Source organism: Streptosporangium sp. NPDC002607 (assembly GCF_053592655.1).
Window position 1 is genome coordinate 119,210 of the sequence record NZ_JBSFWD010000029.1, and the last position, 6,779, is coordinate 125,988.

6 protein-coding genes are annotated in these 6,779 nt (G+C 69.7%); 5 read left to right on the plus strand and 1 reads right to left on the minus strand.

All coding sequences use genetic code 11. From position 1 onward, the window contains the following. The first annotated feature begins 44 nt into the window (after nt 1–44). Both ACWD3H_RS29290 and ACWD3H_RS29295 read left to right on the plus strand, forming a co-directional pair. Entirely contained in the window at nt 45–851 is an 807-nt protein-coding gene (locus tag ACWD3H_RS29290; protein WP_451957270.1) for an SDR family NAD(P)-dependent oxidoreductase, read from the plus strand. Nucleotides 852–944: 93 nt separating this feature from the next. After that, nucleotides 945–1,973 carry an acyltransferase family protein gene (locus ACWD3H_RS29295; RefSeq protein ID WP_451957271.1) on the plus strand — a complete coding sequence of 343 codons (1,029 nt, stop codon included), beginning with the start codon at nt 945–947 and terminating at the stop codon, nt 1,971–1,973. A 5-nt stretch (nt 1,974–1,978) separates the two neighbouring features. On the opposite strand, the gene ACWD3H_RS29300 is transcribed toward ACWD3H_RS29295, so the two are convergent. Beyond that, nucleotides 1,979–3,976: an NAD(P)-binding protein gene (locus ACWD3H_RS29300; protein WP_451957272.1), complete on the minus strand. Its 1,998-nt coding sequence runs from the start codon at nt 3,974–3,976 to the stop codon at nt 1,979–1,981. Nucleotides 3,977–4,469: 493 nt separating this feature from the next. Here ACWD3H_RS29300 and ACWD3H_RS29305 point away from each other — a divergent pair, with 493 nt between their 5' ends. The 3 genes from ACWD3H_RS29305 (at nt 4,470) to ACWD3H_RS29315 (ending at nt 6,618) form a co-directional block, all read left to right on the plus strand. Beyond that, nucleotides 4,470–4,670 carry a hypothetical protein gene (locus tag ACWD3H_RS29305; RefSeq protein WP_030916074.1) on the plus strand — a complete coding sequence of 67 codons (201 nt, stop codon included), beginning with the start codon at nt 4,470–4,472 and terminating at the stop codon, nt 4,668–4,670. Between the two features lie 32 nt (nt 4,671–4,702). Continuing rightward, a complete protein-coding gene (locus ACWD3H_RS29310; RefSeq protein ID WP_451957273.1) occupies nt 4,703–6,184 on the plus strand; it encodes an SPFH domain-containing protein in 1,482 nt (493 codons plus the stop codon). Nucleotides 6,185–6,345: 161 nt separating this feature from the next. Next, nucleotides 6,346–6,618, plus strand: coding sequence for a GlsB/YeaQ/YmgE family stress response membrane protein (locus ACWD3H_RS29315; RefSeq protein ID WP_451957274.1), 273 nt, complete (start codon nt 6,346–6,348; stop codon nt 6,616–6,618). Nucleotides 6,619–6,779: the final 161 nt, after the last annotated feature.

Genomic DNA, 6,779 nt, shown 5'->3' on the forward strand with positions numbered 1-6,779 from the left:
AGGAGACTAGCACCGAATAGGCTTTCTGCGCAGTGGAGGATCGGATGATTAGTGTGATTACCGGGGCTAGTGCCGGAATTGGTGAGGCAGCGGCGGTAGAGCTCGCGAGGCGCGGGCAGCGTGTTGTTCTGGTCGGCCGTAATCCCGGTAAGACAGCTCGCGTGGCGGAAAGGGTAACGGCGGTCTCGGGAACGGTCCCGGATACGTTCACCTGCGATTACACCTCTTTGGACGATGTGCGCAGGCTGGGGGCCGAGCTGCTCTCCCGTTACGAGCGGATTGACATTCTCGTCAACAACGCGGGTGTCATGACCACCGAGCGCACGCTCACCCGTGACGGCCACGAGACGATGATCCAGGTCAACCACCTTGCCCCCTTCCTGCTGACGAACCTGCTGCTGGAGCGGGTCGGGGAGCGTGTGATCACCACCTCCTCCCGGGCGGGCAAGACCGGGCGCCTCGATCCGTCCGATCTCGACCGCGAGCGGCGGCGCTGGAGCGGCTGGCTCCAGTACGGGGACTCCAAGCAGGCGGGGGCCCTCTTCACGGTGGAGCTGGCCCGGCGCCTCGCGGGCACCGGGGTGACCGCGACCTGCTTCCACCCCGGTGTGATCAGGACCGAGTTCGCCCCGGCCACGCTGATGATGTGGATGGTGAAGAACATCCCCGGGATGGGCCAGACCGTCGAGGAGGGCGCGAGCACCATGGTCCACCTCGCCACCCACCCGGACGGCGCCGCCCACCCGGGCCGCTACTTCGCCAAAAGCGCCCCGGCGGCCGTCCCCAGGAGAATGGCCGACCCCGCGCTGGCCCGCGCGCTCTGGGACGCCAGCGCCGCCGCCGTCGCGTAGCCGCACCCCCGCCGGGCGGGGTCGGCGGGGATTTCCCCGGCTGTCACCGGCTGTTCGCCGGACGTTGGGCAGGTCCGGTTACGGTCCGGGGCTGTGAGTGTCGCAACCCCGCTGCGGGCCGTTCTCCCGCCCGCCGCGGGCAGGGACCCGTTCTTCGACAACGCCAAGTTCCTGGCGATCACCCTGGTCGTCTCGGGCCACCTGATCGAGGACCTGCGAGAAGTGCCGGTCGCGCACGCGGCCTACTTCTACGTGTACACGTTCCACATGCCGCTGTTCATCGTGCTCAGCGGCTACCTGTCGCGGAACTTCACCTTCTCCTCCGGCAAGGCGCGCAAGCTGATCAGCACGCTCGCCGTCCCGTACGTGATCTTCGAGCTGCTCTACTCGCTGCCTCGTCTCGTCCTGTACGGCAAGCTCGACATCAGCCTCCTCGACCCGTACTACCTGACCTGGTTCCTGATGTCGCTCTTCCTGTGGCGGCTGTCCACCCCGGTCTGGCAGCAGCTGCGGTGGCCGCTGACGGTCGCGGTCGGGCTGTCGCTGCTGTCCGGGATGAGCAGGCTTCCCGACGAGCTGTCGATGAACCGGACCCTCGGCCTGCTCCCGTTCTACGTGCTCGGGCTGATGCTCCGTCCTGAGCACTTCGAGTGGCTCAGGCGGCGGTGGGTACGGGCCGCGGGGGCGATCGTGCTGGTCGGTGGCGGCGTCCTGGCGCTCGCCACGCACACCCTGGTGAAGACCGAGTGGATCCGGTGGCGGCACGCCAACGACGCGATCGGCGTCGACGACCTCACCGGCAGCCTGATCCGCCTGGGCATGCTGGCCGCCGGGGCACTGCTCGTCGCGGCGTTTCTGGCGGTCACCCCGGCCAGGCGCACCTGGTACTCGGGGCTCGGCGCGGCGACGATGTACGCCTACCTCCTGCACGGCCTGGTGGTGAAGGTCGCCGAGCGGTTCTACGGAGACTGGGCCCAGACCCTGCCGGGGGTGACGGTCGTGGCGCTTCTCGGGATCGGGCTCGCCGCCCTGCTGTGCACGGAACCGGTGCGGCGCGTCACCCGCTGGGCGGTCGAGCCGAGGATGAACTGGGCCTTCACCAGGCTGAGAAAGCCCGGCTGATCCCGTCAGCGCTGTAGCTCCGCGACCGCGCGGTAGGCGGCGGTGACGGCCGCGTCGGCGCGGGCGGCGGGCACGGAGTCGGAGTTGGCGATCGCGATCCGGCCGTGCGGCCGGCGGGCGACGGCCGCCGGTGGCTGCCCGTCGGGGTAGAAGTCGAGATCCCACGGGGTGGCGTACTCAGGAGTGTGGCCGTGCCCCCACCGGTTGACCGTGATCGCCTCGATGTCGCGGGCCGCGTCGAAGCCTCCCGGGCCGAGCAACCGGGTGAGCTGGTCGCGGATGCTGTACTCCAGATGCCCGTACGGCGTCTCGATCAGGGCGTACCGACCGGCGATCGAGCCGTGCGCGGGTGACACGCCGGGCGTGACGGGCGTGCTGACCATGTGCACCGCGATCGGCTCGGAGGGTGTCCTCGGGCACCGGTAGCCGCCGACGTCGGCCGGGTCGTCGAGCTCGGCCACGCACCAGCGGGCGCCGGTGAACCTGGCGCGCCTGATCCCGACCTCCTGCCAGGCACGCCAGTCACGGAGCTGGACCGTCGCGTACAGCAGGGGCACCTTGACCGCCCGGTACAGCGCCGCCCGCTGCGCGGGCGGCAGGTCGCCGACCAGGTAGGGGATCATCGAGTTCCAGCAGGCCATGATCACGCTTCCGGCCCGCACGGTCCGCACCCGCTCGCCGTCGAAGTAGCCGACCGTGGCGCCGGTGGCCACTTCGGGCCGGCCGTCGTTGACCGCCGAGACCACCGGGCTGGACAGGCGTATCCGGACCCGGTTGCCCGGCCGGTCGAGCACGCCGTAGTCGAAGCTCGCGGTGGTGATCCCCGCCATGTCGGCGGCCGTGGCGAAGCCGGGGATCATCCGGGCGGCGATCATCCGGACGATCGCCTGGTTGCCCTCGGGGAAGCGGTAGGCGCGCGGCTCGTCCGCGTCCCACTCCTTGATCACGGTCGGGGAGTTGTACCTGGACGGCTTGGAGGCGTCGAGCCCGAGCCCCCGGAACCCGGGGTACCGGTGCTCGTCGGCGCAGGCCCAGGCGTCGATCGCGCCGAAGGCGTCGGAGCCGTAGGCCCACTTGTCACTCGGCATGGTCTGGACGAACTTCAGCACATCCGGGTGGACCCCGCAGACCTCGGCGAGGAAACCCGAGTAGGTGAGCCTGGCCAGCCGCTCCTGTTTCTCCTCGCCGGACAGGCCGGGAAACCAGTCCGGCGGGTCGCCGTACAGCATGAGCAGGTCCTTTCTGGCCTGCTCCGCGACCGGCAGTTCGGCGATCCACCGCGGTGCCCCCTGGCCGGGGGTGAACACGACCAGCCTCTCGGCGGGGAAGGTCTCCCGGTCGCAGAAGACGCTGTCGTGCATCCCCAGGTCCGCGTAGAGCCTCCGCTCCCTGGCGAGCCTCTCGGGGCGGATGTCCAGCTTGGCGAGCAGGTCCTTCCCCTCGGGGGTCCACGCCGCCGGGTTGATGATCGACCGTGACCCGCCGTACGAGACCAGCGGCCCCCTCCTGGTCCTCGGGTGGAACTCGTTGCGCAGGGCGTGCCCGCCGATGTCGTCGTGGTTGTCCAGGATCAGGATCCGCGCGCCGGGGTCGCGCTCCAGCCACCGGTGGGCCGCGCCGAGACCGCTGATCCCCGCGCCCACCACGACCAGGTCATAGCGCTCGCCGGTGGGCTCCGGCGTGCCCGCGTACGGCCAGAAGCGCTGGTCGCGAAGGGCGTGCGGCACGCTCAGCGCCTCCGCGGTGTCGCCGCGCAGCCCGGTGAGGGACGGCGGGTAGGAGGTGTCGGGCGAGAGCTCCAGGTCTTCCGCGCCGGCGAGGCGGGGCACCTCTTCCGCGCCCTCGGCCGGGGAGGCGTTCCATCCGCCGATCCCGGGCAGCGAGCACGCCGCCGCGATCCCCGTGGCCGCGATCATCCCGTCGAAGAAGTCCCGGCGGGAGATGGGCCGGTCCATGCCGAGTTCCAGGGCCTTACGTGGATTGATCTCATCAGGATCGGTCATGGGGCGATCATCACGATGTGAATGGATCGCCGCGGTCGCCGCGCTGCGTTTTCGGGAACTTTTTACCCATGCTATTAGCGCACTGTCATGATATCTCCCGCATGAGAGTCATGTCATGGTCGCCGGGAATTGAAAGGAGGAGCGGGCGGTGACGGCACGCCGGCCTATCCGGCCCGCGGAAAGGGGTCCGCGCCTGGGGCGTCCTGGTGTGCACCGGGGCGCACCGCTCCGCGTGGTTCTCCGCTGCTTCGTGCCTTTTTGCCGCTGACCTCGGATTTCGCGGGACGGGAGGCGGTGCGGGTGAGCGGGGAGCTTGCCGTATGAATTTTCAGGATAAGCCGGAACGTTATGGAAGGTTGGCTCGTTACCTCTATAAAGTGAAGCACGGGGATTAACGGTGGAAGTCCGGACGAGCTCATGCCGCGGTATGGTGCGTGGCGGAGCGAGGCACGCATTCGTTTTTCCCTCTGACGGCTGATCCGGGGAGTATCGCGTGGTCGGTAAAGAGGGCAGGGTCACCGGAAAGATCGGCCCCGGCCTGGTCGGGGAGGTGATGGTGGTGGTTCGGGGTGGTGTCGAGGCGTTCTACGCGCATCCCACGGTTCCCGACGAGGAGATCACCGTCGGTTCGATCGTCGTGATCGTCGACTTCTTCCCGCCGCGCACCGTCTACGTCTCCCGAGCGCTCGGCTGACAGTCCTCTCATCCCCCACCGTGGAGGCCGCGATGCCTACGGAGTACTTCGTCATCGGGGGCGTCGTCCTCGTCGCCCTTCTCGTCATCGTCCTGCTGTTCAAGGCCATCTGGCGGGTGGCCGAACCCAACGAGGCGCTGATCATCTCCGGACTCGGGGCCCGGGGCAGGAGCGAGGAGGCCGACAGCCTCGGATTCAAGATCATCACAGGTAAGGGCACCTCCGTGCTCCCCGGATTCCAGACCGCGCGCCGCCTGCGCCTGGACAGCCGGGCCGCCAACCTCCAGGTCTCCTGCGTCACCCAGCAGGGCATCCCGGTGGTGGTCCGCGGCGTCGTGATCTACAAGGTCGGCGACGACCTGCACTCGATCGCCAACTCCGCCCGCCGCTTCCTGGACCAGCAGGACTCGATGAACGGCGCCATCCACGAGCTGTTCACCGGCCACCTGCGGTCGATCATCGGCAACCTGACGGTCGAGGACCTCATCCTCAACCGCGAGCGGCTGACCGGTGAGACCCGCGCCTCGGCCGCCGACGAGATGATCAAGCTTGGACTGATCGTCGACTCCCTGCAGATCCAGGAGATCGAGGACGAGACGGGCTACATCACCAACCTCGGCAAGCCGCACGCCGCCAGGATCGCCGCCTCGGCACGCATCGCCGAGGCCCAGCGTGACCAGGAGGCCACCGAGGCCGAGCAGGTCGCCGCCGCCAACAAGGCCGCGGCCTGGCGTGACTCCCAGATCAAGCAGGCCGCCTACCAGGCCGAGATCGACGAGGCCCTGGCCAGGTCCCGCCAGGCGGGGCCGCTCTCCGAGGCGTCCGCCCGCCAGGAGGTCGTCGTCCAGGAGACCCGCGCCGCCGAGCTTGAGGCGGCGCTGGCCGAGCAGCGACTCCAGGCCCAGGTCCGCAAGCCCGCCGACGCCAGGGCGTACGAGACGGTGACGGCCTCCCAGGCCGAGCGCGACGCCCGCATCGCCCAGGCCGAGGCCGAGGCCCGCGAGACCGAGCTCCGCGCCGCCGCGCAGGCGTCGCAGGTCAAGCAGGCCGCCGCGGCCGAGGCGGAGTCCGTGCGGCTGCGCGGTCTCGCCGCCGCCGACGCGACCAAGGCCACCGGCCTGGCCGCCGCGGAGGCTTCCAGGGCCCAGGGACTCGCGGAGGCCGAGGCGGCCAAGGCGAGGGGCCTGGCCGAGGCCGACGCGATCCGGGCCCGTTCCGAGGCCCTCGCCGAAAACCAGGAGGCGGTCATCGCCCAGCAGCTCGCCGAGAACTGGCCGCAGATCGTCGAGGCGGGGGCGAAGTCCTTCGGCAACGTCGACCACATGGTCGTCCTCAACGGCGCCCAGGGTGTCGAGGAGATGCTCGCCAAGGCTCTCACCCTCGGCGGCACCGGCCTCGGACTCGTCCGCTCCCTGCTGAGCGGCGCCACTCCCGCCACCCCCGGCGCTCCCGCCGTCCCCGCCGTCGACACGGCTGTGGAAACACCGGGAAAGCCCGTCGACCGGGTCTCCTGACACCGGGGCTCCCCGGGCGGTGAGCGCCGGGCCGGAACCCGTATACGACCACTTCAAGACAGGACCGTGACCGACGGCCAGTAATTCGGGTCACTCCGTTATGTGTTGTTCTGCTTTCCCAGGGCATACGCCTGGCAGCTGAGCAGACAGGAGCGTGGAACATGACAGTCACCGGCATCATCACCGCCATCATCATCGGCGCCATCATCGGTGCCCTGGGTCGGCTCGTCGTGCCCGGCAAGCAGGCCATCCCGATCTGGCTGACCATCGTCATCGGTATCGTCGCCGCCCTCATCGGCACCGCGATCGCCGGAGCGCTCGGAGTCGCCACCACGTCGGGCATCGACTGGATCGAACTCGTCATCCAGGTCGCCCTGGCCGCCGTCGGCGTCCTCCTGGCGGTGAGCCTGTACGGCAGGCGAGGCGTCCGGTAACCAAGTCCACCCGTGTCCGGTCTCCGGGTTCCCGGAGACCGGCACCCACGACGGCCCCGGCCCGGACTCCCGCCAAGACTCTGGCGGCGAGCCTGCAGGTGAACCTGCACACGGTGCTGCGTGCTTACGCGCTACTCCGCGACGAGGGCATGGTCGAGGTA

Coding starts and splice junctions, on each gene's coding strand:
- ACWD3H_RS29300 (WP_451957272.1), bottom strand. CDS start 3,976: ATGACCGATCCTGATGAGATCAATCCACGTAAGGCCCTGGAACTCGGC.
- ACWD3H_RS29315 (WP_451957274.1), top strand. CDS start 6,346: ATGACAGTCACCGGCATCATCACCGCCATCATCATCGGCGCCATCATC.
- ACWD3H_RS29310 (WP_451957273.1), top strand. CDS start 4,703: ATGCCTACGGAGTACTTCGTCATCGGGGGCGTCGTCCTCGTCGCCCTT.
- ACWD3H_RS29290 (WP_451957270.1), top strand. CDS start 45: ATGATTAGTGTGATTACCGGGGCTAGTGCCGGAATTGGTGAGGCAGCG.